Below are 24,663 nucleotides of genomic sequence, written 5' to 3'. Positions count from 1 at the left end.
ATAAAAAAATCGAACGGCTTTGATTTAATTCAAAACCGTTTTTTTATTTTACGGCTAACTTTTAATTTCTAACTGATAATAATGATCACAAATATCATTACCTGCTGGGGTTTATCTAGCGACCCCCAGAAGAATAAGCTTATGTTTTAATTAATTTATATTTTAAGTAATACAAAGGGCTGCAACCATACCAACGTTTAAATGCGCGATTAAAAGAACTTTGATCGTTAAAACCAAGTTTTAAGGCGATAGTACCTAAGGGATATTTGCCCATATAGCCTTGTAACCGCCTTTTGCGTTCGCTTTCAAGTAAATAAGCAAACGAGGTCTGTTGTTGTTTTAATTGACGTTGCACCGTTCGAACTGTCATGTTTAAAGCACTTGCTGTGCGTATTAAATTGCAGTCGTCCAAATCATTTTTAGCCATCAAGAGATGGCTTATTTTCTCGGCTAAGCGCTGCTGGCTTTTAAAACCTGACAATTGCTGCGCCGATACTTGTTTAAGTGCTAAATTAATAGCGGCGTTATCAGTTTTAAAAGGCAGTGCTAAATAGCTACTAGGAAAGATAATTTGATTATATTGTGCATTAGTTTTAATCGGGCAGTTAAACCAATCAGTGAGTCTCTTTATTTCAATATCAGGCCAAGACTCAGTAAAAAAAATATAACTAGGTGAAAGCTGGGAGTTAAGCAATTGGCGAATAACACTAACCCAAGCCGTCATATTACGTAAAATAGCCTGCGGGCTGCAACTTGCGTCTGGCAACCATCGAATAATAGCAATATCTTCTTGTTGTTCAAATTCAGCCTTGCCGATATCAGCGACCAAACGGTCATAAATTAACAGCGATGAAATTGCGCTTGCTAAATTATTACTCGATTCGATGAGATAACCCAGCACACCAAAATCCGCGGCTCTGATTTGCTGACCTAATTTAAATCCAAAAATTGGCTCATTTAAAGTCTGTTGCGCATAATCAAGCAGTGCATTATAACTGCTTAAACTAATGCGAGGCGCTAACTGTTGTGCTTGCTTATTCGCGTATTCATCAAAGTGTATCGCCGACAAAACGCTTTGACTCTCTAAACCAAGCGTTTCAAGGTAATCAAGGCAACTTGTATAATAATGATCGGCCAACGTAGTCATTTGTCACCTAAAGCTAAAAAATGGTCATCTATGAGCAAGTCTGCCACGGAAGTTTTTTTTATACTAGTGGTAATTATCAAGAGTGGTGCGTTGTAACTATGATCTCAATAACCTTAAAACAAAATATCAATGCAACGCCGCAACAAATTTGCGAGACCTTGCTAGAGCATCAGCAATTAAGTCGTTTTTTTGATGCAACTTTTAGCCTGATTCAACCACAAAATAAAGATGAACTAAAAGGTGGTAAAGGCGCTATTAGGCAAGTAAAAATCAGTGGCATTAAGTTTTCTGAGCGTATTATTAGCGCTGACCATCACCATATAAGTTATCAAATAATGGGTAATAAACCCGTTGCAGAGCATCGCGGCGACATTTATTTTAATGAAAAAGACTTGGCTAAAGATAGTAGCATCCCAGCAACCACTGAAGTTACCTACCATATTAGCTGCAAAGCCCCCTGGTGGTTACCAAGCTTTATACTGGCTTTTTTTATTAGAAAAGATTTAGTGCAAGCACTTAAAAAATTAGCGTTACACTTTAAAGGTGACATGGTATGTCCATAGAAATTATTTTACTGGCGCTAAGCCCAGTATTTATTATTTTTGTTACGTTAGAATTTATTAAATATCGCCGTTATTACGATATCAAAGACAGCTTCGCCAACACGGCACTGGCTCTGATGCATCAAGGTGCAGATGCTGTCGCCTTACTGATTTTAATGCCCTTTTTTTATTGGCTTTATGATTATCGATTATTTGATATAGCGCTAACCCCTATCAGTATTTTTGGCGCCTTTATCTTGCAAGACTTCTTGTATTATTGGTTTCATAAGGCATCGCACCATATTCATTGGTTATGGGCCGCCCATGTTGTTCATCATAGTTCGACCAAAATGAACTTTACTACCGCCTTTAGACAGAGCTTAATGTATCCGCTTGCCGGTATGTGGCTATTTTGGTTGCCGATGATATTACTAGGTTTTGACCCCATTACCGTATTTACTGTAGTCGCACTTAATTTGGCTTATCAATTTTTTGTTCACACTCAAGTTGTGAATAAGTTAGGGTGGTTCGAAAAAGTTTTTAATACCCCATCGCATCACAGGGTTCACCATGCAATAAATGCGGGTTACCTGGATAAAAATTTTGCTGGGGTTCTGATTATTTGGGATAAATTATTTGGCACCTTTGCCAAAGAAGAATCTGGAAAACCTTGTAAATACGGTATTGTTGGACAACTGCACAGTAATAACCCACTGACGATTACCTTTCATCAATGGCGTTATTTAATAAGCAGTATGTTGACCAGTAAAGGCATGAAAGCAAAACTGAAGGTACTCTTTGGTTATCCGACCAGCTCCGTTAAAGAGAAGTAAGTGAGATAACCGCTAAGCTTTGCTGGTTCTTACGACTAAGCAACAACACCTTGCTCAAAAGCACTTGAGATAATGGCATCATCATAGTTAAGCATATCCTTTAAAACAAAGTAGGTATGCTGTCCTAACTCGGGTGCTGCACTATGGTATTGCAGAGGTGTCGCCGACAGATTAATGGGTGATGCCACAACATCGATTAAATCGCCATCATCGTTTGGCAGTTGCTTAACCATAGCTCGGTGTTTTATTTGAGGATGGTCAAATACTTGCTCTAGAGTATTTACCGGTCCACAAGGTACTGATATCAATTCAAGTTGCGCTATCCACCACTGCGTTGTTTGTGTCTTAATTTTTTTAGCCAATGTCGACACCACATCGTCTCGATGAAGAACCCGTTGAGCATTCGTGCTATAGCGGTCGTCTGCTGCAAACTCGTTTAGCTGACACAAATGACAAAACCTTGAAAATTGGCTGTCATTGCCAATGGCTAAAATTAAGTCACCGTCTTGGGTGGTAAACGTTTGATAGGGCACGATGTTTGGGTGTGCATTACCTAATCGAGGTGGATTTTCATTAGTGGTTAAATAATTCATCGCTTGATTAGCCAGCATTGCTGTTTGAACATCAAGTAAAGCCATATCAATATATTGACCACACTTGGTGTGATGCCTAGCCATAAGAGCGGCTAAAATAGCGTTACAGCTATATAGCCCGGTCATAATATCCACGACTGCAACCCCAACCTTCATTGGACTGCCTTGCTGTTCACCGGTAATACTCATCAGGCCACCCTCGCCTTGTATCATGGCATCGTAACCGGGTTTGTGAGCATAAGGACCCGTTTGCCCATAGCCAGTAATTGAACAATACACCAAATTAGGATTAATTTTTTTCAACTCAGCATAATCTAAACCATATTTAGCTAAATCACCGACTTTAAAGTTTTCAATAAAAACGTCTGACTGCGCCACTAAATCTTTAATGATCTGTTGACCTTGCTGACATTGAATATCAATGGCAATAGATTTCTTGTTGCGATTAGCGCAATGAAAGTACGCCGCTTGTGGCGGTTGACTGGCTGTTTGGGGTTTTACAAAAGGAGGCCCCCAAAAGCGGGTGTCATCACCTACTTTTGGCCGTTCAACTTTTATCACCTCAGCCCCCAGATCAGCGAGCATTTGCGAGGCCCAAGGCCCCGCAAGTATCCGGCTTAAATCGACTACCTTGATACCTGCTAATGCCGATGGAGGGTTTGCGTTTGTAAAAGTATCTGTCATTAGCAAAAAGCTTGTAAACCGGTAATGGCACGACCTAAAATCAGGGCATGAACATCATGGGTACCTTCATAGGTATTAACCGCTTCAAGATTCATCATATGGCGAATAACCCCATACTCATCACTGATGCCATTGCCACCGTGCATATCACGTGCAACACGAGCAATATCAAGCGACTTACCACAATTATTACGTTTCAATAGTGAAATTAATTCGACCGGACATTGATCCGCATCCATTAACCGTCCCATTTGTAAGCAACCTTGTAGACCAAGACTTATCTCAGTTTGCATATCGGCAAGTTTCTTTTGAATTAATTGGTTAGCAGCCAAGGGGCGACCAAATTGCTCACGGTCTATCGTGTAAAGTCTTGCGGCATTAAAACAGAACTCTGCAGCCCCTAAAGAGCCCCAAGCGATGCCATAGCGCGCTTTATTTAAACAACCAAAAGGCCCTGCTAAGCCTTTAATCTCTGGGAACATATTTTCATCGGGTACAAAAACGTTATCCATAACAATTTCGCCAGTGATTGAAGCACGTAAAGAAAATTTGCCCTCGATTTTCGGTGCTGTTAACCCTGTCATGCCTTTTTCAAGCACAAAGCCGCGAATTATTCCTTCAAACTTTGCCCAAACAACAAACACATCAGCGATAGGCGAATTGGTGATCCACATTTTACTGCCCGTTAAAGCATAGCCACCCTCAACTTTCTTGGCGTGCGTGCTCATTGAAGCAGGATCACTACCTGAATTAGGCTCAGTTAACCCGAAACAACCCACCCATTCGCCGGAAGCAAGTTTAGGTAAATATTTCATCCGCTGCTCTTGTGTACCATAGGCATAGATAGGATGCATAACGAGTGATGATTGCACACTCATCGCGCTACGATAGCCACTGTCAACGCGTTCTACTTCACGAGCGATTAAGCCATAGCTAACATAATTAACTTCACTGCCACCATACTTAGCAGGCAAAGTAGCCCCTAGTAAACCCAATTGACCTAATTCACGCATTATTTCTCGGTCAAAATGTTCATGTCGATTGGCTTCGAGTACTCTGGGCATCAATTTTTCTTGGCAATAATCATAAGCGGTATCGCGTATCATACGCTCTTCTTCGGTTAATTGATTATCAAGGAACATCGGGTCTTGCCAGTTGAAAGGCGTTAATTTGTCGCTCATCAGGTAACTCCATTAGTAGGCGGTTATGCGCTAAAGTTTATATTTATACGTTAACTCTATCCTCAAAATAAAAATAAATATAATATATAGTTATTATATTTATCATAACTTTTACTTATCAGTAGGCTTAATATGAATTTAAAGCGTTTAGCATATTTTTGTCAATTAGCCTTATTAGGCAATTTTACTCGGGCTGCACATAAAATAGGTATTGCTCAGCCAGCGTTGAGTATAGCTATTCAAAAGCTAGAACAAGAAGTTGGTTTGAAGCTAATTAATCGTACCGATAAAAACTCCTTATTAACCGCTGAAGGTGAAGTGCTCTATAAACTGGCAACACAATTATTAAGCCAAGCAAAACAAGTTGAATTAGAGTTAGAAGAACTGAAAGATTTAGAACGAGGTACCATTCGCTTTGGTGTTTCCGCGATGATGGGCTCATATTATTTTCCGAAAGTATTAACGGCATTTAAGCAAAAGTATCCAAAAATAAAAATACACTTGATTGACCAAGGCACAGCGGCACTCGAGAAAATGTTAATGAATGGCGAACTCGACTTAGCCTTGATCCGCGGTGATTTAGAGAATCAACAACTGCGTTATACCGAACTTATTGATGAGGAAATTGTTGCTGCTATGGCGATTTCACACCCGCTAGCAAAAGAAGAAACTTTATCATTGGCACAATTTTGTCAAGAGCCACTGGTGTTGTTTCATCAAGGTTATTTTTTACGTGAAGTGGTTAGCCACTATGCAAAAGCGCATAACTTATCATTAGACATACGTATGGAAACGAATCTTATTGAACTGCAAAAATCATTGGTTCGCAATGAAGTCGGTATCACTACCTGTTTATCGCGTATTTTGCAAAATGAACAGCAGATAACATCAATTCCGTTTGAACCAAAACTCGCCTTTAAATTGAGTTTGGCATGGAAAAAAGATCATTACCTTTCTAAAGCGAGTAAAGCCTTTATGACTTGTTTAACCTCTACACTCGATCCCATCAACTAAGTATTTTTGCTGGCTATAGCTTAGGCTTAGGCAACATAGAAAATTATCTTCGTTGTTTTGGTCTTTATAGATTGACCTTATGTTGAACTTAATATGCCAACATCGATTGCCTGCTGTTCATTACTAAAAATAGCCATTGCCGTATTCATTTGTTTAAAGCCAAGCTTTTTATAAAAACCTTCTTTACCCGGATTAGCATATAATATTATTTTTTTATGTCCGAAAGATAACTCAACTAATTGATTAATCATTTTACGCCCTAAGCCCATCCCCTGATATTCAGGATGAATGGCAACGTCACATATATATGAACAATCAAGTCCGTCAGCTAAAGCTCTCCCTGCACCAATAAGCTTTTGTTTTTCATAAATAAAGCATTTAAATTTACTGTTTGAAAAAACAATATTAAGGTCGTCTTTGGCTTTATTACCTAAAGGCGCAATACGATATAACCTTGATAACTGCTGCCAATCAATGTCGGCTTGGTCGTAGACCCATGAAAAGTTCTGCATATATTCCTTATTTAACATCACAACAAGTGGCTAACAATTGTCGTCTATTATCGTAAAATAATGACTAGTCTTTTTATCATCTTTTATCATCTTTTATCAATAAACGAGAAACCGTAAGCACGTTATAAAGCGCTGTTCATTGTTTCAGACAACTAAATTTAGTCATTGCCCTTTTCAATAAAGTCGTACGTTGAAACTAACAATAAGTAGAGCCTTTATAAATACTATTCTCTATTATTTATATGGTTGAATAATAATGCGGCTAAAATAATTCCCGCGCCAATGCTTAACTTCACTAGGTCGGCATCTCTGTTCCAAATAAGTACGTTCACAATAATACCTGCTGGAATAAGTAAATTATTCATCACGGCTAATGCACCAACATTGACTAAGGTAGCACCTTTATTCCAGCCAAAGTAGCCTAAACCCGACGCTACAATGCCTAGGTAAATAAGGACACCCCATTGCGTTGCTGTATTGGGTAATTTATCTGAATTACCGAATAAGGCATAGCAAACAACAGCAACGATTAATGCACCAATAAAAAACCAACCAAAGACCGTTTTATCATCTAACTTGCTATCAGCCATTAAGCGTTTGTAAGTAACTTGTCCGGTTGCAAAACAGATGTTGGCGGCTTGTACGAGCAGAAAGCCTGTCCAAAAGTTGCTGTTAATACTTTCATAACGGATAGCTACAGCGCCACCGACGGCGATAACGGCAGTTAGAAAAAATTTAGGATTAAAGTGTTTTTCAAGGGCATCATTTAATAGCGTAATATAGATAGGCGTCATTACCGTAAACAATAAGACTTCCGGTACAGATAAATATAAAAAGGAATGATAATAAAAGCTATACATAACGCCAAGTTGCACAGCGCCTATCATCATAAGCTTTAGCGCTAAGGGTTTTGGTGTTTGTGTTAATTTCAAAAAAGGTAAAAAGACTAAGGTAGCAAGCGTTATACGCATAAGCACACTAAACCATGCATCAACCTGCCCTGCCAAATAAACGCCAATTAAACTAAATGAAAATGCCCAAAGCAGGGTAACTGCAAATAAATAGCCCATAAATTCTATCGTTAAGTAATTAATGACCGCAGTCTATCTGTTATTAATTACGGTATAAACAATAAAAGATCGCAACAAGCTATATAAAGACTAAACCAAGCAAAATCAATTATTTCAGCTGCGACTTGAATGTAATGCCGAACTCTGTTTATATTGATGCATATTCAGCAAAATCTTAATAGAAGGGAACTATGTCTGTATTGAATCACCCCAAGAAAACCCTATTTTTATGCGCAGCACTTTCACTCACCGCTTGCCAAAATGATAAAGAACCTAATAAGGCCCCCGTAATGAAAGTGGAAAACCTTGATAAAACTATTACCTATGACACCTTAGGAAAAACTGATCAAGATCATTTATATCTTGAGGAAGTTTTAGGTGACAAAGCATTAACTGAAGTAAAAAGCTGGAATACCCGCACCCTCGACCGCCTAATGGCAGACCCTCTATTTGAAAAAATGAATAGCGAAGTGTTGGAGATTGTTAACAGTAAAGACAAAATTCCATACGCGTCTTATCGAAATGGAGAAGTGCATAATTTTTGGCAAGATGAACAACATGAAAGGGGGATATGGAGAAAATCGACTCTCAGTAGTTACCTTTCAGACACTCCGGTTTGGCAAACTGTTTTAGACTTTGACGCTCTGTCAAAAAGTGAAAATAAAAACTGGGTCTACAAAGGCAATAACTGCCTTTCACCTGATTACGAAATTTGCATGGTCAGCCTTTCTGATGGCGGTAAAGATGCCGTTATTCAACGTGAGTTTAATACCAAAACTCAAACTTTTGTAACCGATGGTTTTATCACCCAAGAAAGTAAAGGCAGTATAGATTGGCTAGACAAGAACACCTTAATTATCGGGGTTGATTTTGGTGAAAACACCATGACAACTTCTGGTTACCCTATGGTTTCTAAACTATGGCAACGCGGTACTGCGTTATCGAGTGCCGTTGAAATTGACCGTGGCGAGCAAACAGATGTTGGCTATTGGGGGGGTATAACAGAGCTAAGTGATGGCCGCCGTGAAATTATTACTACCCGGGCATTAACCTTTTATGACACCGAGTATTATTGGTTTCCACGCAAAAGTGATGGCAGCATCAGTGAAAAAATCAAATTACCAATACCTAAAAAATCAAATTTAAGTGGTGAGTTTAAAGGGCAAATGATTGTCAAATTAAACGAACACTGGCGTGAATTCAAACTAGGCGACTTAGTCAGCTTTAACATTGATGATTTTATGAATGATGGCAAAATTGACCTTGTTAACCTTGTTTTTAGTCCTGATGAAAAATCTTCAATTGGTAACTTTGGCGTCACAAAATCTAAAGTACTGATGAGCATCTACCATGATGTAACCGGCTCTGCTCATCAATTCGATTGGCATGACAATAAATGGACCTCTAAAAAATTAGACTTTCCAGCTAATGGTTCCGTCTCAATTGGCAGTACCAACAGTAAAGAAGAAATTGCTTTTATTTCAGCAGAGAGCTTTCTTAATCCTGACACACTTTATACTTATAACACCGCAACAGGCGAAAAAGCTAAAGCGAAATCTTTACCTAGCTGGTTTGATGCTGAAAGCATGGTCAGTGAACAATTTTTTGTTTCTTCAACCGACGGTACTCAAGTTCCCTACTTTGTTGTTCGACACAAGAATACAAAGTTAGATGGTAAAAACCCAACTCTTTTGTATGGCTATGGCGGCTTTGAAGTTTCTCTAAACCCTAGTTATTCGGCAACTCGCGGAAAGTTGTGGTTAGAAAGAGGCGGTGTCTATGTCTTAGCCAACATTAGAGGCGGTGGCGAATATGGACCTAAATGGCATCAGGCTGGTTTAAAAACCAATCGTCAACGTATTTATGATGATTTTATTGCTGTCGCTCAAGATTTAATCACCAAAAAAATAACGTCTCCTGAGCATTTAGGTATCGAAGGTGGCTCAAATGGAGGCTTGTTAATGGGGGTGATGTTTACCCAACGTCCTGATTTATTCAATGCGGTAATATGTGCTGTGCCCCTGCTTGATATGATGCGCTATCATACCCTATTAGCAGGTGCCTCATGGATGGGCGAATATGGCGACCCTGAAAACGAAATTGAAGGTAAGTTTTTGCGGAGCATTTCGCCTTATCATAATATTGACCCTGCTGTAGATTATCCAGAAGTCTTCTTTATAACATCGACTAAGGATGATCGTGTTCATCCGGGACATGCTCGAAAAGTAGCGAAACGCATGGAAGATCAAGGGCATAAATTTTTATACTATGAAAACATTGATGGTGGGCACTCTGCTGCTGCCAACCTTAAAGAAACCGCCAAGCGAATCGCACTGCAACATACTTATTTAATGCAAAAGTTAGCAAATAATTAACAGTTTTATAGCGTAAAACTGATGATAGTGGCAGGATAATTAGCAGCACTTGTCTAATTATCACCGTAGGTTTTTTGAAGTCTGTTTAACGTCGTTAAACAGACTTTTTATTAATAGCAGTAACGAAGTCTTGTTATCAATAGCTATAAGGAACTTCGTTTTTGTACCTTTATTTAAAGTACCTTTCGAGGCTAATATGGGTAAATAAATACCCACAACCTTAGAACTCTAGCTTTTGTCTTTTGATATTTGATGAATAAGTGATGTACCCCAATCATTCATTCCATCGCCAATAGCACCGACCATCAGCGACAAATACTTTTTCCCGGTAGCTTGCTTATAAAAATTACTATATTCATTTAGATCTTCATTACTGATGTCACGATAAATAAAATATGACGTTAAAACCATTTGCTGTTCCATTGAAGGCTTTATATTGACCGCCATTTGTTCTAATTGAGCATCGAGTTGCGTGGCAAGCTCAACATTTTCTGGTTGGGTGATTTTCAACGCTTCAAACATATTTTCTAACATCGCCATCATCAAATTCATCCCTTGTTCTACAATTTCTGATGACTCAACATAATGAATAATTACTTTTGTTCTATCAGGAGATGGCGGGCTTGATTGCAACTCAGCCATATAAAGCATTAAATTTTGCTGAAACTTTGGATCGGTAGATTGAAGCTCAGCACTTACAACGCGAGAAGCAAGATCACTATCCAACCACTTAAGAATCGGCTGTAATTCAGCTAATGAGACATTCTTCCTTATGTTTTCAGTCATTTTGTTTAGCATCACATCAGGATTTAATGACGATACAAACACTTGCATAAACTTTTCATGTTCAACTGGATTTTTAGCCGTTAAAGCCATTTGTTGTCCCATCGCTTGCAATTGTAACGGTAGTCCTTCAATTGACTGGGTTATCCCTGATTTATCCATTAACTGATAAATTTGTTTATCTGTTATCTGATCATTGGCATACGATGTTGTGATGATAGTCGACACTAAAATAATGCAGCGAGCTATAAACGTAGTAAATTTTTTCATGTTGTTCTCCAGGTTTATTAAACTATATGTTTAAAAATCTTTAGTGACTTTACCATTAGAAGTAAGTCGCTAAATTCCATTAAAAAACTATCTATAAATACAAGTTATGCCCCATTTTCATTATCAACCCCACAAACAAAAGTCTTGCGTACAGAGCGACCGCAAATGAGATAAAAAGGTGTATCCAATAAACTAACTTGTTATGAACTAGGTTTAGGTATAAAAATCACTCGACTTAATAAAAGTAACTTAAGTCTAGTTTATTAAAACAAAACAGCATAAGTTATTATGGGTGGCCTAATAAGTGATAAAACAGACTTTCAACTGCGGAGTTATTGTTCCTCTTTATTCTCTTTTGCTATTCTTTCTAGGTAATTCTTCTTCCTTTCATTTAATCCATCGATAAATTCTTGAGATTTATACCCATTTAGTTTCGCTTTTTCAAGCCATGAATGGGCAAGTTCAAACTCAACATCCCCTTTGTTATCATTCCACCGATGAGCATACATTTTACCTAGCCAATACATTGCTTCAGAATCACCACTTTCAGCTACTTGACTTAGCAATTTATCTGCTTTTGCCGAAAATGTATCAATCATAAAAAGGAATATTCCATATTGCTTTAATGCCATTATGGAACTATCAATAATGGACTTTTCATACCAATATATAGCTAATTCATTATTCTCATTTTTTACTTTTGCTTCTGTTGCATCAATAGCTCTAATAGAATAATTATTTCCTACAAGAAGTTGTGCTTTTCTATGGTCATTCTTAGCCGCCCCAAGAAGCCATCCAAGAGCAACATCGCTATTTTTTTCCAACAAGTTTCCTGCTTGATACATTGAACCTATAGTAAATTGTGCTTCTGTATGACCTGCGTCACCAGCTTTAATCATAAATTTAAATGCTTCTGTTAGATGTTCATTTAATTTAGGATCATTGTTACTATTAACAAAGTTAAATATTTCATATTGACTATTAATGTCACCGTCCACAGCAGATTTTCGAAGCTCTTGATACTTCAAAATCAAGCCATTTTGGTTGTTAGCAACAGCATCACTGGTCTGCCCAGATATGCAATACAAAATGACAAACAAATACAATAATACTTTCATGATTTTTAATTTCCTGTTGGAGAGGTCATTGCGGTATCCGCAGCCTGCTTAAATACTGTTATGGCGTTATGTATAAGTGTACCAATAGGAGTTGTTGCCTGAACTGCTATAGCACCAGGACCAACTTTCACTTTAATTTCCCCCGTAAGGCCACCATTTGAATCAACGATTACTGAAGGAGTAACATTTAACTAATCTAAGCCAACTTGCTTTCCAAAGGAAATACTTGTTGTTTTCTTCCCTGTTGCTAGATCTGTGCTTGAGCCAGCAGATATTGAACCATCAAGATTAATTGATCTACTTTTTGATGACGAGCCGTCTGTACTGGTTGAAATCGTTGAACCATCCACTTGATCCATTGATATTACCATGTCAACTTTTGAAACTACTTCTTTATATACAGGTTTTACAATTTCTTTTTTATAAGTTTCTTCTCCTTCCATCCCCGTCGGATCGGTATATTTATACGGATTGTTATTGGCATATGTATATCTACCAAATGAATGAATCGGGTTTCTAGGATTCCAACCAACAGGATCATTACTATAAAACCGCCCGATAACTGGATCATAGTATCGTGCGTTTACTGACCCCTATGCTTACTTTTGCTCACAAAAGCATTTTCCCTAACCACTTCAAACATTTAAAGAAAAATTTAACTCCCCTTTGGCTTCAAAAGCAGCCAAAAATAAAGCCCCTTATGAAGTACCCAATTGCAGGTCACTTCATAAGGGGCTTGGGATTCAACGTTAAGACTTTATATCTTAACGTTGGTTTATTCCTCTTCAAATATTTGACACATCTTTATCAAACGATCTACGGGGAGCCTTAACTCAGAAAAGTCGGCAACAAGTCCTAGTTTTCGATATAAAACCATATAATTAATTAGTTTCTCTGATTGAATTAAATTCTCATATATTTCACATTTATTATCTAATTCAAATAGTTTTTTTATAGCGTTTTTCTGCTCAGCTTTTTCTATAGTAAAACTTAAATCAGAATATTTAGTGATAATGATATCATTATCAAAATAACTAATGCTTTTTAATGAATACCTATTATTTCTAAATAATGAAATAGCATAATCCGAAGTTAATTTAACCATAGTTTCTTCATAGGCAATTGAATTACCATTTTTAATTTTATATATATAAAATTGGCGAGTACTACTTTCTAATGAAAAGTAAAAGACTAACCACAAACATGAGCCAAAAATTAAAAGTTTCAATATGTTATTTTTCATTATTTTACTCGTTTTTAGATTCGACAGTTTTTTCAATAATTGTTTTAGTCGAACTGATAACAGGGGCTATAAGCTCCACCCCTTTCCCCGGAATCCCTATAGTAGTAATTGGTGCTGCTGCTGATGCAAACTCTCCTGTCTGCTCCAAACTCTTTGCATCGGCTTCTACTGCACTATTAAATGTCTCTGTCATTTTGTCAAAAGTACCATCTGCGCCTTTTGTGTTTACATAATCAGCTAAAGCATCCTGAGATGCTATTTTTGCATCTACATTGTCTGCTGTTTCTTGCACAGGAAGTTCATCTCCAGCGTCATTTAAAGTTAAAACAATAGCGACTACTATAATTACAGTGGCAATAAACTCAAGGTTTTCTCCGCTCGGATCGGTAAACTTATATGGATTATTGTTAACATAAAGATAGCGATTAAACGACATTACAGGGTTTTTAGCCGTATATCCGACAGGATCATTCGAATAAAACCGCCCGATAACGGGATCATAGTATCGTGCCTGCATATAACTTAGGCCAATATCTGTATCGAACTTATGTCCGGTATAACCTACATCGTCACTTTGTGTTTCAATCGTTTCACCAAAAGGTTGATAGTGTAGAGTTTTTATAATCACTCCCGCTAAGTTACTAAATGCAGCGGGACTGCCTAAATAATCAGTATGAATGAATTCTACACTAGCATTTTTTGTAGCGACTAATTTACCACCTAAACAGTAGTAATCTTTGTTAACACCACCAACTTTTCTAAACATTAGCTGACCAGATAAGCTGTACATCGAATAACTTAAGCCTGAACCATCGTTTGTTTTCACTCTTCGGTTATGACCATCATAAACATAAGTATTGCCACTTGCTTCGTCCATTTGACCAGCAACATTATACGAAAAGCTATCATAACCATTTGAAGTGACATTCCCTCTACTGTCGTAAAGAAAGTTATATGATTTACTTCCTGTGGTGTAATTTAAACGGTTTAAGCTGTCATAAGCATACCCAATCGATTTAGAACCTATTTTATAGTAGGTAATATTACCTTTGGTGTCGTAATTAACATCTCCTGTACCCGAGTAACTATCGGTGATCAGGTTTAACCTATCAAGCCCGTCATAAGTTGCTTTTAAGTCATAGGCATTATTTTTTTGGTCATCCCAGAACGTCAAATTATTATTTGAGTCGTAGGTCATGGCTTGTTTTATCGCATAAGTACCACTTCTTACATCATAGGTTGAAGCAAGTAAGCCAGCACTGTTTAGCGTAGCAGAATACACAAAACCATTGCTATAATTATGAGACTTAATAGCACCTAATGCATGATACTTAGCATTTGTTGCGTAATTACCCACTCGCAATTGTTGACTTAACGCATTATGCTTGACATTCATCACTTGCCCGCTGGGATAAGTGATTGAACTTTTATTACCTAAATTATCCGTTTGATAAGTTAAGGTGAAGGTATTCCCGTCTATAGATAAGCTTTCAGAGGCCAATCCCCCTAGACTATTGTATGAATAATGACTAGCAACACTTCCGGTATTAAGGGTAATTAACTGACCATTTCTATCATAATAAAAGCTTTTGTTTGCTCTATCATCTTCATATGTCTCAGAAATAGTATTTCCTCTGTATCCATAGAAGTAATTCGTTTTATTTGAACTACTTACTAAACTATCGCACGAGGTGGTACTAGTGTTAATTGACGTTCCATAAGCTTTCCAGCTTAACTGTCCGACACTATCAAATGAATAAGCTCTCGGGCCGACATCCTCTCTAACAACTTTACAAAGCTTTTGATAATCATCATAAACGCGGTATTCATGCTCTCCGCCTTGGCTAACGCTGCTAACATTACCGTAGATATTGTAGGCCATACTTGTACTAACATCAGCGGGTGAGTTAATTAGTATAGGCATTGATTGACTTGGGGATGCATACGACAAATAAGTGGTTGTGGTAACATTGCCCTTATTATCATTAACTTCTACTTTGTCATTAACCAAATATCGATAAGATATTTGACCTGAAATGGCATTGTTATTAACCGCCTTTGGACGCCCTAATCCATCATAGCTGTAATTAACACCATAATAAGTAGACGCAGAACTTGTCTGCTGACTTTGAAAAGTTGGTTTATTTAAGTAGTTAAAGTTTGTTCTTACATACCTTGTTGTATTACTACTATCGCCGTTATCCCACTCTTTTACGGCCAATGGCCTCAATAGTCCATCATAAAAAGTCTGTTTACGGTAGTCACCTTGACTAACCGTTTGAACCGTCATACCTGAAACTGTTCCTGGAACGCCAATACCACCTGATGACTGTGAATATGAAATATTGGTATTGGACCATTCTTCGTCACAAGGGTCTATTAAGGTTAACCGCCCTAAAGTGTTATAGCTGTAGTTTTCACAGTTACCTTCAAAATCCGTTACTCGAGTAACCTGAGCATTGGCATTGACTATTCGATAACCATATTGAGAAACTGTACTGCGGCTCTTAGGCGTCTGAATAGTTCTAGGAATTCCACGATAATAATTTGAATATTTTACCCACTGATTATTGGCATTTCTTGTTATTTTATTAGGTAATCCATTTGATAAATAGGTGTAATTGGTATGCCAACGACCAAAAGAGTATTGGTTAGCGGGTTGTGATTTGTAGATCCCCGCAGCAGAGTGATAAGTCGTTTTTGCTACTTCTTCATAAATAGTACCGTTAAAGACCTTTGTTTGATATGGCCGACCAATTAGCCAGTATGTTGGATCATTATTATAGGTGGTTTGAATATATTTATGTTTGTTACCATTAGCATCATTGTATTGGTGTGCCTGCGTTGGGTTACCATAAATATCATATGAGGTGGTTAGGTGAGTAAAAACATCTTTACCACCTACTCTATAGTATTCTTTTACTTCAGAAGCAATTAACGCTCTGTTTGAATGAGCAACACCACTGCTTAACTCAAATCCCACATTACCGATATTTTGACGAGTAAATGTTTTCTTTGTTTGGAGCAGCATCGCGCCGTTTGTATCAAATTCTTCCACAGCGGCTAAGCTACCGTCTAAGTAACTGGAGTAATCACGGTTATGATAGTATTTTGTTCTACTGTTATCTGGAGCTATTACTTGTGTCCATTTATAATCTTTATTATTGATATTGCTCGGTAATGTACCCTTTAATAACATACTACTTTGGATATTTTCATTAGCGGCAAAACCTGTGTTTTCTGAGTAATCATAATTCCATGTCATCTTGGACATTCCCGGTCCGTCTAACACTTTTTCAATAATAGACATGGTTGCGTAGCATTGTGGTTGTATATAGGGACCGTTATTACTAGTAGTGGTTTCAAGCGTGTTACTTCTTCCTTGAACTTTTCCTTCAAATTGAAATGTGCCAGTTACACCATCAGGGTGTGTGATACTTGCAGTACTGTTTTTTGGTGTATAATTTATGGTGTATGCACAATCATCCATTTTGTCACCGTTCCTGGTACCAACAGTTGGTTTAGCATTTCTATATGGGCTTAAATCAAAAACCCAGTTTTTACCATCAGGTCGGGTGACAGAATCTAAACCTTCAGTACTCCCATATGAATATGTCCAATGACGTCCGTTATAAGAAACTTTAGTAATATGATTTAGATGTGATCCCGTTCCATAAGTCATAAGAACTGTTCTGCCATCACTGGACGTTATTGAAGTTAGCTTGTTACCAGAATAATTATACTGAATCCAATTACCGAAACGATCTTCTACTTTTGAAGCCAACATAAAGGCTTGATACCGAGAAGTAACTTTATAATCTCGATAAATACCCTTAGAGGATATTAATCTCATTTTGTCGAAAGTGTACTTAAGCCCATCGGGTGAGTGACCGATAAAGCCTTCGCCATTGCCACCTGAACGAGTAAAACAATCGAACTTCCAATTAGATTTTGTTTTTCTACCGTTTTTTTCAACTAACTTCTCTTGCCGACCCGGTAAAATAAGAGAGTCACCGTTCCAGTATTCATGAGATTCAAACACGTTACCATGATCAGAAATCCCGCCAGGATTTAAGGAACCAGAGCATTCTTTGCCTATTCCCCATGAACCTGAATACCGGGAACCATTAAAAAGTAGTGTGGTATGAATCGCGGGGATTTCAAGTAACCAATCATCAAAAAAAGCTGAATTATAAGCAGTTAAACCGGCAGCTTCAGGGTAGAACTTTCGAGCTATGACAATGTCGGGGCCAATCCCTTTAGCCACCAAATCAGTATGGCTAAATCCAATCGTGCCAGAGTTAAGGTCAATATGCTCGCCGAGTAAGTCGGTTGTATAAGGCGTAACAGAATCTTTTACAGACATACGCGCTAAGATATCTTCATTGGCAATACCATAAGCATCCCCACCAGGTTCGTCTCCGGGATCACCACCGCTAGGAGGGGCTAAAGTAGACATTTTTGTTGATGACTTGTGCGTCGTTGGTAAGTTTTGGCTAACAATTGCTGAAGAAATTTCCGCAGTCATTGCTTCATTGAATGGAATTTGTTTAGCAAATGCCATTATAGGTAAAATTAATGCTATCGTTAAATATCTCATAGAAATCCCTTATCTATTAATAATTACAATAATATTCAGTTACTTATTTTAATAACTTATAAATAAAAGTTAAAAGACAGCCAATAAATTAACCAGGTACACCCAAACTAATCTACTTTTTCGAACGCTGGTTAAAAGATTATTTCATTTTATTTAAAGCTGTAAATGCTTAAGTTTTCAAATTTCAAATAATGAAATATTCGCATAACTTTTTGTTTACTTGTTTATATGGGTATCATGAGCTGTATGTTATCCATACAAAAAAGTAAATCAAAGGTTAATATAACGTAAACATAAAACAAATATAGTTGGTAAATATCGCTAAAGCAATTTATGCGTAGACATTAATGAGAGAAAAGAAATAAAGTTATGGCTGTGTATAAAGTTTTATAAAAGGCGTATTTATAAAATAATTTTACGTGTTTGATATCATGAGTTAATTAACAAAATGATGATGCTATTAAATAAATGATAGCGCGTAATGATAGGCATTTATTATGTTTTATATAAAACATAATCGCTAATTAACCCTAATAGATAGGCTTTCTGCAGTTGTACCACTCATTAGCTGTTCACTTTGATTTAATAGCGTAGTGAATTAATAGCATCTGCTACTGTTAAAAAATATATTTTAGTGAGACAAAGCTCCGCCTTACTAAACTCATGAGCACGGATCAAATCTAAAACTTCCGCTATAATGACTGTTCGCCCTGTTTTAACTAGCACTCGTTGTTGTGATACACATTCTATTAAATAGCAAACACCCATAGAATCTATAACATAATCCTCATCGCTAAGAATTAAATCCTGACATTCTGAAATAAAATCTAGCGCAGAGGCTAAATATGTAAGCTCATCTTCGCCTTCTAACTTTAAAACACATGGCCAACAGATCATAAAAACTCTCTATAAATATAACGGAAAAAACAAGCCTGCTCAGTCAAGGTTTACTTACAAGCCATCTCTTTGAAGGCAACGGCCCCTGGGTTCATCACCTTCATGAAGTACAGTGTCGGTATGTAGAAACTTTGCCGCTTCTGCAGAATCTTTCACTTTAGAGGCACTGCGCGCTAGCATTTCTTCTTCAAACTCATTGAGTACACTTTCCCTTATGCCAGCATCTCGCCATTGAGATAATGGCCGACATCCTATCGATATGCCTCGTGCAAGCGACAACGCATCGAGAAGCGCTTGATTTGCTCCCTGTCCTTTGAATGGGCTCATCGGGTGAGCCGCATCACCAATGAGCGTCGATTGTTGTCCTTGCTGCAATAATTCTGCTTCGAGTAATGGCCGGTCATACACGGGATAACCAGAAACTTGAGCCACCAAGGTAGCAGCTAAAACTTGCGGTATAGGGTCATGCCACTGAGTTCTTCGACACGCTTCGTCTTTTAATGCCTGAGGACCTTTAGCGCTTAATGCCTTAGCTTCCGCTTCAGGCATCGGAAAACTCAGCTGCCACATCACAGAGTCAGACGCATAAGGCATCATATAAATACGTTCATTACCATTCGCCGTTTGAAAAACAGTCGCTGAGTCCAGCAGTGAACTTTTAAGTCCTTCGAGTGCCGCCAAAGGACAAATACCCAAAATAACAATACAGTCTAAGTAACGTAGAGGTGTTTTATCATCAGCTATCAGCAATTTTCGCACTGAACTGCGAATACCATCGGCGCCAACAACAAGATCGGCCTTGGCGCTTTTCAATTCACCTTCGACCTGAAAACTCAAATCAACACCTCCCGCCAGCGACTCCTTATAATCTACTAATTGGTGACACCATTTTACTTGGTTGTCACCAACGAGTTGCTTAAGTAAAGCTAAACGCAAAGATTGGCGAGCGATATGAACATTGGTTCGTTTAACCGACGATTTCACCGCAGAGGGGTGCCACTTTCTGATCCCCCATTCACCAATAACTTTACCCGTGGTGGTATGAACAACATGCCTAGTTGAAATAACGCCTTGGGTTAACACAGAAATGCCAAGCCCTGCTATCGCTCTACTGGCTTGTTGTAATGTCAGTCCGTAACCCTGAGAGCGAGTATCAAAGCCACTGTCTCTTTCATAAAGTGTAAAAGGAATACCGCGGTGTAAACAAGCAACTGCTAGCGCAACACCGCCGATACCGCCGCCGATAATAGCAATATGTGGGTAGTTTTCTTTATCTGCGGTGGTAATATCTTTCGCCTGAACAAGGCCAGTTCCATTGCAATTTAAACAATCAAATAAATGTCCCTTAGGACGAACTGGAGGTGTACCTTCGCTTTGTTTTTGTTCAAATTCATCCAACTGACGCTGATACTGAAGTCGCATTTTTTTGCGTGGTCTTTTATTTTTTTGACCAAGCCCTTGGCACTGCTGACAAATGGTCCAATTAATTTCTTCGTTGTTCAACTTTATAAGTTCCTGTTTATTTGACCTGATTTTAACTTCACTTTTGCGGAAAAATCGTGTTAACAACTCATGTTAGAGTTAAATGCCAAGCGGTACATTTCACTAAGGCTATAACAATTAAATGGCTTACTATATCGTTGCAATTAATAATAGCAGTAATTATTTAGCCATAATTTTGCAAGAAAAACTGATGGGCTAGGATTTTAGACTGCTTTTTATCAAGAAGACATTCATTTGATGAAAACATTAACGCTATAGCGAATAAATAGTGAATAAACAGTGGGTATATAGATTCAAGATCCCATATTCAATATTCAATATTCAATAAATACACCACTTAACGTAGCGACTTGTAATTGTAATCGTATAATATGTTACCTTTATTTTAGCGTTCAGCTGAGCATGTATAGTACCAACGCCAATGGTAGAGTAATTAATAGCCGATTAAATTAGCAGTCGATAGTGTTTATTCTTGCCCAGTTTTACATATTTTTTGAATGAGCATTGAAACCGACAACGCAATTAATAAGCCCATAAAAAAATAGATGGCGATTAAGTACTTCCCTAAATCAGATGCTTGTATTTCACCATTAACTAATACACATTCACCTTTGCTGTAATTGAAGCTACCACCATTATCTAAGCATTGATCAACCAAAAAGAAATCATTAACTAACCAAATAGCAACAAAACTAATGATGACACCGATAAACTGTGGGATAGAATTTTTTTTCATAAGTTCCTAAAGACATAACAGAAGGTCAAGTAACACGTCATTGTTGATAATAGTGTAATACAAAATGAGGCTCGAACGATAATTATCCCTGCTTCTTTATAGACTTATTTAATTTATCTTGCTTTAGGTATTGAATAAGTTCCAACAACATGTGCAACAGGGTTTACATCACCTTCGGAGTATAAGGATACCTCTCCAACAATGAGTGACTTCCCTATTTTTAGTAAGGTACATTTACCAATAATATCTTTGCTTGAAGAGGGTTTTCTCAGAAAGTTAATGGTTAGGCTGGTGGTCACAGCAAGAGAAACGATGCCTATTTCACCAAGAATAGCCACATATAGAGCACAATCGGCAACGGTCATTAACACGGGGCCAGATACAGTTCCACCTGGCCTTAATTCATCAAAACCTACGGTATGCCTTATTATTGCTGATTGTTCTCCAACAGCTTCAACAATGCATTTGGCCTGTGGAAACTCTGTTCTCATAAAGTCTGTTACTTCTTGCTTAGTCGCCAAGATAGTTCTCCAAAAAACACTAAACTAAAGGCAAATAATACTGACTGTAAGATGTCTAAAAGCCACTACTTCGGACATATTTAAAGCGGTTTCGCCCTTACTTTTGTAAATTATTATGGTAGTAAAAATTAACAATTATTTTTAAACGATTCGATGAAGCGCACAAATTTTGTTATCTGAGGGATCACGTAAATAAGCAAGATAAATCTTACCTATCGTTCCATCTCTTACACCTGGAAGGTCTTCACACGCACGACCACCATTAGCAACACCCGCTGCGTGCCATGCATCAGCAATAGCGGTACTATCAGCTGCGAAACCAATAGTAGAGCCATTACCATGACTAGCAGGCTTACCATCTATCGGCTTACTTAGCGCAAAAACTCCGTTTTTGGTAAAATAAAAACAACGACCTTTGGCGTCAATTACACCAGGCTCGTGGCCCATGGCACCAAGAATGGCATCATAAAAAACCTTTGATTGTGCGACATCATTTGCGCCGATCATTATATGACTAAACATTTTTTCTCCCTATTAATATTAATCAGGCCATTAAAGGCCACTGAACTTGTCGGCTATAATATTTATTTTTTAGTTAGCCAATTTAATAAGACAATTGAGTACTACCTTATCTTTTACTGACTTATAAAAAAAGCCTTTAATGACGTATTATCGACACAAAAGGCTTTGTTATTATTACCTATAGCCATCTTTCTTATTGGCCATATTAGCGATACAAAAAACTAATAATATTTTATGTACTTACTAACGCCGCTGACTTAATAGGTAAATCTCGTACTCTAACTCCTGTTATCTGAAAAATAGCATTGGCGATAGCGGGCGCTATTGACACAACACCAGGCTCACCTAAGCCAACAGGAAACTCTTCGCTTTCAACAAATTCAATATCAAGCTCAGGTACATCATTCATTCTTAATGGAGTGTAAGTGTTTAAGTTAAGATTACTTACTTGACCATTTTCTATCGGACTTTGTTCGTGTAATGCTAAGCTTGTTCCCCATAGCATTGACCCTTGTACTTGAGCTAAAGCGCCATCAGGATGAATAATAACGCCGGCATCAGCAATCATAGTCAGTTTCTTAACCGTGATTTTGCCAGAGCTAGGTTCGACATGTACTTGAGCGGCACAAGCCATCCAAGCCGGCATGGTACGTTCTTGTCCCGCACTTATCGCAACACCAATCGCTTCGTTTTTTCCTAACTTAACATTGGCGGTCTTTTCTTTTAGCCTAGTTAATACGTGAGCTAAACGCTTAGCACCACCAACACTTTCTGGTGCTTTACCCGCTTGCTTTCCTAAACCATCAAGCATGGATAAACGAAAATCAATAGGGTCCATTTTACTTTGATGCGCTATTTCATCAATAAATGATTCTAATCCCCAAACAATCCAACCCTGCCCTACGGATCTTAACCAACCAGGCAACATAGTTTGTTGTGCTAGGCTATTGTTAGCCACGCGCACACGATGGTTTTCCATGCTGTACCAATGATCTGCACCACTGGTGGAAAACATATCGACACGAATTTTTTTATCTAGACTTTCAGGCATAAACCCTGGCGCCATTGATAAGGTTGGCCAACCTGCAGCAAGTGCGTGTTGCATGCCAGTAAATTTATTTTTTTGATCAAATAACGCTTGAAACGAAACAACCGAAGGCGATCTTGGTTGGTCAAATCTAGAGTCATCTTCTCGGGTAAAGACCATTTTTACCGGTTTGCCAATGGCTTTAGCCGTTAATACAGCTGGAATCGCATAATCGCCAAATAAACGACGACCAAAGCCACCGCCTAAGTATTGCTGATGCATAACAACATTTTCATCTGAAACTTGTAGCGCTTTAGCGATCGCTGGCAAAGTTAACGACTGCCATTGATTACCGGTATAAACATGCCACAGACCATTTTTTTCTTCTACCGTTGCGTTAACTGGCTCCAAAGCAAAATGCAACGCGGTATGGGTGCGGTAAACAGCATTAATAGATTTATCTGCTTTAGCACTCGCCGCTGAAAAGTCGCCGTCATTAATAAACAACCCACCTTCGTTTTCATCAGCAACTAAACGCTCACCTTCTTTAATAATATCTTGCTCGCTAACTTTGGCTGTTTTACCCGCTTGATAGCTTACTTTTAACGCATCGCCGGCTTTAATCGCGCCGTAATAAGTATCAGCCTCGACACTCACCCAGCCCTGAATGTTTTCACTTGGGTCTTGCAAAATATGATAGCCAAAATAACCTTTAACCTTTTTAGCCGCACTATCATCAACATTGGTGACCTTAGTGCCATAACGTGTTGGTGGAACAATAGGTCGAGCATAAACCATCCCTTCCAACTCAACATCAATACCATAAACCGCCGAGCCATTGGTTTTATCGGGAATATCGAGGGCTAAACTAGGCTTGCCAACTAATGTTCTTTTACTGGCTGGTTTTAAGGGTAAGGCATCAATCTCTTTTGGTGTAAAGACACGATTAAAGGTGCCCTGAGTGACAATTTCACCAAAACTTAACGATTGTTCTTGATAAATTACTGCACCATTTTCAACACGACATTGCTCTGCTGGGCAATTCAATATTTTTGCCGCGGCTTCTATTAGCGCAATACGACCGGCTGCCCCAGCCTGAGAAAGTGGCTTAAACGTTTGAAATACTGACCAAGAGCCGCCCGTGACCATATAACCCCATTTAGGGTCAGTGTCTACATGAGTAATAGAGACTTTAGACCAATCTGCGCCTAACTCATCCGCCACAACACGTGCGAGTGCCGTACCAATATGCTGCCCCATTTCTGCCTTAGCAATATTAATGTTCACATCGCCCTGTGGGTTAATTTCAAACCATACAGTTGGCGAAAACAATTTATTTTTCAGGGTTTCTTGTGGGCTTTGCCCGATATTCGCGGCGCTAGCTAGGGGGGCGAAAGCCATTAATAATGTACTACTGACCGTACCAACTAAAAAACGACGGCGAGATAAGCTGACATTGTTTTTTGCATCTTTAATATTTTGCATTGTCATA

Annotated in this window: 20 protein-coding genes and 1 pseudogene; 4 read left to right on the top strand and 17 right to left on the bottom strand. The window is 38.2% G+C overall.

Annotated elements, in window-relative coordinates:
• Positions 1-139: 139 nt before the first annotated feature.
• Entirely contained in the window at positions 140-1,147 is a 1,008-nt protein-coding gene (locus tag H4J76_RS12890; RefSeq protein WP_182215961.1) for an AraC family transcriptional regulator, read from the bottom strand.
• Positions 1,148-1,245: 98 nt separating this feature from the next.
• Here H4J76_RS12890 and H4J76_RS12885 point away from each other — a divergent pair, with 98 nt between their 5' ends.
• The gene (locus H4J76_RS12885) at positions 1,246-1,710 is read left to right on the top strand and encodes an SRPBCC family protein (protein ID WP_182215959.1); all 465 of its coding nucleotides are present in this window, start codon (positions 1,246-1,248) and stop codon (positions 1,708-1,710) included.
• Entirely contained in the window at positions 1,701-2,522 is an 822-nt protein-coding gene (locus H4J76_RS12880) for a sterol desaturase family protein (RefSeq protein WP_182215957.1), read from the top strand. The genes H4J76_RS12885 and H4J76_RS12880 overlap by 10 nt, the downstream gene beginning before the upstream one ends.
• A 35-nt stretch (positions 2,523-2,557) precedes the next feature.
• Here H4J76_RS12880 and H4J76_RS12875 read toward each other — a convergent pair whose 3' ends face one another.
• Together H4J76_RS12875 and H4J76_RS12870 are read right to left on the bottom strand one after the other, a co-directional pair.
• On the bottom strand, positions 2,558-3,799 hold the full coding sequence (locus tag H4J76_RS12875) for a CaiB/BaiF CoA-transferase family protein (RefSeq protein WP_182215955.1): 1,242 nt from the start codon (positions 3,797-3,799) through the stop codon (positions 2,558-2,560).
• Complete coding sequence (locus H4J76_RS12870) at positions 3,799-4,980, bottom strand: acyl-CoA dehydrogenase (protein ID WP_182215953.1); 1,182 nt, start codon at positions 4,978-4,980, stop codon at positions 3,799-3,801. Before H4J76_RS12870 ends, H4J76_RS12875 begins: the two co-directional genes overlap by 1 nt.
• 132 nt (positions 4,981-5,112) lie before the next feature.
• Between H4J76_RS12870 and H4J76_RS12865 the strand changes: the two genes are divergently transcribed.
• A complete protein-coding gene (locus H4J76_RS12865; protein ID WP_182215951.1) occupies positions 5,113-5,994 on the top strand; it encodes a LysR family transcriptional regulator in 882 nt (293 codons plus the stop codon).
• Between the two features lie 77 nt (positions 5,995-6,071).
• On the opposite strand, the gene H4J76_RS12860 is transcribed toward H4J76_RS12865, so the two are convergent.
• Positions 6,072-6,506 (bottom strand): GNAT family N-acetyltransferase, encoded by a 435-nt coding sequence (locus H4J76_RS12860; protein WP_182215950.1) that lies wholly within the window; start codon positions 6,504-6,506, stop codon positions 6,072-6,074.
• A 224-nt stretch (positions 6,507-6,730) separates the two neighbouring features.
• Positions 6,731-7,576, bottom strand: coding sequence for a carboxylate/amino acid/amine transporter (locus H4J76_RS12855; RefSeq protein ID WP_182230778.1), 846 nt, complete (start codon positions 7,574-7,576; stop codon positions 6,731-6,733).
• A gap of 191 nt (positions 7,577-7,767) precedes the next feature.
• On the opposite strand from H4J76_RS12855, the gene H4J76_RS12850 reads away from it, so the two are divergent.
• Positions 7,768-9,951 (top strand): prolyl oligopeptidase family protein, encoded by a 2,184-nt coding sequence (locus tag H4J76_RS12850; RefSeq protein WP_182230777.1) that lies wholly within the window; start codon positions 7,768-7,770, stop codon positions 9,949-9,951.
• Between the two features lie 228 nt (positions 9,952-10,179).
• Here the strand turns inward: H4J76_RS12850 and H4J76_RS12845 are convergent, their stop codons facing one another.
• The 12 genes and pseudogenes from H4J76_RS12845 to H4J76_RS12795 form a co-directional block, all read right to left on the bottom strand.
• Positions 10,180-11,004 (bottom strand): hypothetical protein, encoded by an 825-nt coding sequence (locus tag H4J76_RS12845; RefSeq protein WP_182230776.1) that lies wholly within the window; start codon positions 11,002-11,004, stop codon positions 10,180-10,182.
• A gap of 332 nt (positions 11,005-11,336) precedes the next feature.
• Complete coding sequence (locus H4J76_RS12840) at positions 11,337-12,122, bottom strand: tetratricopeptide repeat protein (protein ID WP_182230775.1); 786 nt, start codon at positions 12,120-12,122, stop codon at positions 11,337-11,339.
• Positions 12,123-12,313: 191 nt separating this feature from the next.
• Positions 12,314-12,481, bottom strand: coding sequence for a hypothetical protein (locus tag H4J76_RS19980; RefSeq protein ID WP_259377145.1), 168 nt, complete (start codon positions 12,479-12,481; stop codon positions 12,314-12,316).
• Positions 12,482-12,574: 93 nt separating this feature from the next.
• Positions 12,575-12,694 (bottom strand): annotated as a pseudogene (locus H4J76_RS19975) (RHS repeat-associated core domain-containing protein); the annotation flags it as partial.
• A gap of 203 nt (positions 12,695-12,897) precedes the next feature.
• Entirely contained in the window at positions 12,898-13,365 is a 468-nt protein-coding gene (locus tag H4J76_RS12830; protein ID WP_182230774.1) for a hypothetical protein, read from the bottom strand.
• Between the two features lie 4 nt (positions 13,366-13,369).
• A complete protein-coding gene (locus H4J76_RS12825) occupies positions 13,370-17,965 on the bottom strand; it encodes an RHS repeat domain-containing protein (RefSeq protein ID WP_182230773.1) in 4,596 nt (1,531 codons plus the stop codon).
• Between the two features lie 582 nt (positions 17,966-18,547).
• Positions 18,548-18,862, bottom strand: a complete 315-nt coding sequence (locus tag H4J76_RS12820; RefSeq protein ID WP_182215936.1) for a DUF4144 family protein — start codon at positions 18,860-18,862, stop codon at positions 18,548-18,550.
• A 54-nt stretch (positions 18,863-18,916) separates the two neighbouring features.
• Entirely contained in the window at positions 18,917-20,365 is a 1,449-nt protein-coding gene (locus tag H4J76_RS12815) for an NAD(P)/FAD-dependent oxidoreductase (RefSeq protein WP_220466026.1), read from the bottom strand.
• A gap of 466 nt (positions 20,366-20,831) precedes the next feature.
• On the bottom strand, positions 20,832-21,101 hold the full coding sequence (locus tag H4J76_RS12810; protein WP_182215934.1) for a hypothetical protein: 270 nt from the start codon (positions 21,099-21,101) through the stop codon (positions 20,832-20,834).
• 113 nt (positions 21,102-21,214) lie between these two features.
• On the bottom strand, positions 21,215-21,625 hold the full coding sequence (locus tag H4J76_RS12805; protein WP_182215989.1) for a PaaI family thioesterase: 411 nt from the start codon (positions 21,623-21,625) through the stop codon (positions 21,215-21,217).
• Positions 21,626-21,763: 138 nt separating this feature from the next.
• The gene (locus H4J76_RS12800; protein ID WP_182215932.1) at positions 21,764-22,144 is read right to left on the bottom strand and encodes a VOC family protein; all 381 of its coding nucleotides are present in this window, start codon (positions 22,142-22,144) and stop codon (positions 21,764-21,766) included.
• 232 nt (positions 22,145-22,376) lie between these two features.
• Positions 22,377-24,662 (bottom strand): xanthine dehydrogenase family protein molybdopterin-binding subunit, encoded by a 2,286-nt coding sequence (locus tag H4J76_RS12795; RefSeq protein ID WP_182215930.1) that lies wholly within the window; start codon positions 24,660-24,662, stop codon positions 22,377-22,379.
• Position 24,663 lies beyond the last annotated feature (1 nt).

Origin of the sequence: Colwellia sp. BRX9-1, from assembly GCF_014077195.1 — a bacterium.
Classification (GTDB): domain Bacteria; phylum Pseudomonadota; class Gammaproteobacteria; order Enterobacterales; family Alteromonadaceae; genus Colwellia_A.
The sequence above is the reverse complement of the archived record's forward strand: the minus strand, read 5'-3'. Positions and strand labels throughout refer to the sequence as shown.

Bases quoted from the DNA above. Each gene is read 5' to 3' on its own strand.
- H4J76_RS12890 (WP_182215961.1), bottom strand. From the start codon at position 1,147: ATGACTACGTTGGCCGATCATTATTATACAAGTTGCCTTGATTACCTT.
- H4J76_RS12885 (WP_182215959.1), top strand. From the start codon at position 1,246: ATGATCTCAATAACCTTAAAACAAAATATCAATGCAACGCCGCAACAA.
- H4J76_RS12880 (WP_182215957.1), top strand. From the start codon at position 1,701: ATGTCCATAGAAATTATTTTACTGGCGCTAAGCCCAGTATTTATTATT.
- H4J76_RS12875 (WP_182215955.1), bottom strand. From the start codon at position 3,799: ATGACAGATACTTTTACAAACGCAAACCCTCCATCGGCATTAGCAGGT.
- H4J76_RS12870 (WP_182215953.1), bottom strand. From the start codon at position 4,980: ATGAGCGACAAATTAACGCCTTTCAACTGGCAAGACCCGATGTTCCTT.
- H4J76_RS12865 (WP_182215951.1), top strand. From the start codon at position 5,113: ATGAATTTAAAGCGTTTAGCATATTTTTGTCAATTAGCCTTATTAGGC.
- H4J76_RS12860 (WP_182215950.1), bottom strand. From the start codon at position 6,506: ATGCAGAACTTTTCATGGGTCTACGACCAAGCCGACATTGATTGGCAG.
- H4J76_RS12855 (WP_182230778.1), bottom strand. From the start codon at position 7,576: ATGGGCTATTTATTTGCAGTTACCCTGCTTTGGGCATTTTCATTTAGT.
- H4J76_RS12850 (WP_182230777.1), top strand. From the start codon at position 7,768: ATGTCTGTATTGAATCACCCCAAGAAAACCCTATTTTTATGCGCAGCA.
- H4J76_RS12845 (WP_182230776.1), bottom strand. From the start codon at position 11,004: ATGAAAAAATTTACTACGTTTATAGCTCGCTGCATTATTTTAGTGTCG.
- H4J76_RS12840 (WP_182230775.1), bottom strand. From the start codon at position 12,122: ATGAAAGTATTATTGTATTTGTTTGTCATTTTGTATTGCATATCTGGG.
- H4J76_RS19980 (WP_259377145.1), bottom strand. From the start codon at position 12,481: ATGGATCAAGTGGATGGTTCAACGATTTCAACCAGTACAGACGGCTCG.
- H4J76_RS12830 (WP_182230774.1), bottom strand. From the start codon at position 13,365: ATGAAAAATAACATATTGAAACTTTTAATTTTTGGCTCATGTTTGTGG.
- H4J76_RS12825 (WP_182230773.1), bottom strand. From the start codon at position 17,965: ATGAGATATTTAACGATAGCATTAATTTTACCTATAATGGCATTTGCT.
- H4J76_RS12820 (WP_182215936.1), bottom strand. From the start codon at position 18,862: ATGATCTGTTGGCCATGTGTTTTAAAGTTAGAAGGCGAAGATGAGCTT.
- H4J76_RS12810 (WP_182215934.1), bottom strand. From the start codon at position 21,101: ATGAAAAAAAATTCTATCCCACAGTTTATCGGTGTCATCATTAGTTTT.
- H4J76_RS12800 (WP_182215932.1), bottom strand. From the start codon at position 22,144: ATGTTTAGTCATATAATGATCGGCGCAAATGATGTCGCACAATCAAAG.
- H4J76_RS12795 (WP_182215930.1), bottom strand. From the start codon at position 24,662: ATGACAATGCAAAATATTAAAGATGCAAAAAACAATGTCAGCTTATCT.